The organism is Ideonella azotifigens, from assembly GCF_006519715.1.
Taxonomy (GTDB): domain Bacteria; phylum Pseudomonadota; class Gammaproteobacteria; order Burkholderiales; family Burkholderiaceae_C; genus Ideonella; species Ideonella azotifigens.
Genome location: NZ_VIDT01001184.1, coordinates 1 through 1040, shown reverse-complemented (window position 1 = coordinate 1040; position 1040 = coordinate 1). Strand labels below are relative to the sequence as shown.

Below are 1040 nucleotides of genomic sequence, written 5' to 3'. Positions count from 1 at the left end.
CCAGGGCATCAGCACCTCGCAGCCGGCGTCCAGCAGGCGGCGGCAGCTCACCAGGTCGTCCAGGCAATACGGGAAGACCTGGAAGCCGTCTTTCACCAACTGCGTGGCGGCGGCCAGCAACTCGAACGGATCGGGCTGCAGCGTGTGCTCGTCGCCTACGACTTCCAGCTTCAACCACGTCGTGTCGTACAGCTCTCGCGCCAGGTGGGCCAGCGTGATGGCCTCGCGGGCGCTGCGGCAGCCGGCGGTGTTGGGCAGCAGCTGCGCGCCGCTGGCCAGCGCGAGGGCGACAAAGCCGTTATCCGGTCGATCATTGGCAACACCGGCGAGCGCCCTCTTCAAGCCGACGGTGACGACCTGTGCGCCGCTGGCGCGGATGGCGTCCTGCAGCACCTGCGGGGACGGGTAGCCGGCGCTGCCGATCATGAAACGGCTTTGCAGCGGCGTGCCGTAGACGGTCCAGGCAGTGGGTTCGATCATGGTTTCAACCTCCGACGATGGCGCGGAACACGGTGAGCTCGTCGCCCGGCTGCAGCAGCGTGCGGGCGCGGGCGTGGCGTGGCAGGAATTCGCCGTTCAGCGCTGTGGCCACGCGGTCCTCCGGCTGGTCATGTTCGGCCAGCAGCGCGGCGGCGCTGAGGCCTTCGCGCCAGGGCAGCGGCTGTTCGTTGAGCATCACGAGGCGTGCGCCCCCAGACCTGTCGCTTCGCGCCAGGCCCCCCGAGGGGGATGAGGAAACTGGGGGGCGGCCCGGCGTTTCCTCATGCGACGCGTCAATGCGCGAGTTGAGGGACATGGGTGTCAGCATGTGGGGTCTCCTTGGGCACAAGGCCGCAGGCGGCCAGCGCGTCGTCCACCAGGGCAGGCGCGAGCAGCCAGCCATGGCGGAACAGGCCATTGAGCTGCAGCAGGCCGGGCTCGGCGTGGCAACGCGGGTGATGGTCCGGCAGGGCAGGGCGCAGGTTGGCTTCGAGGTGCAGCAGGCGCGCTTCGGCCAGTTCGGGCAGCACGCTGTGCGCTGCGGCGAGCAGCTCGACCAG

At 69.7% G+C, this 1040-nt stretch carries 1 protein-coding gene and 2 pseudogenes; all 3 read right to left on the bottom strand.

What is annotated here, in order from left to right; all coding sequences use genetic code 11:
• Window positions 1-480, bottom strand: a pseudogene (locus FKP22_RS31505) (thiazole synthase); the annotation flags it as partial.
• Between the two features lie 4 nt (window positions 481-484).
• Complete coding sequence (gene thiS, locus FKP22_RS31500; protein ID WP_141292081.1) at window positions 485-676, bottom strand: sulfur carrier protein ThiS; 192 nt, start codon at window positions 674-676, stop codon at window positions 485-487.
• A 97-nt stretch (window positions 677-773) separates the two neighbouring features.
• A pseudogene (locus tag FKP22_RS31495) lies at window positions 774-1040 on the bottom strand (hypothetical protein); the annotation flags it as partial.

Excerpts from the sequence above, each read along its gene's own strand:
- thiS (WP_141292081.1), bottom strand. The coding sequence starts at position 676 with ATGCTCAACGAACAGCCGCTGCCCTGGCGCGAAGGCCTCAGCGCCGCC.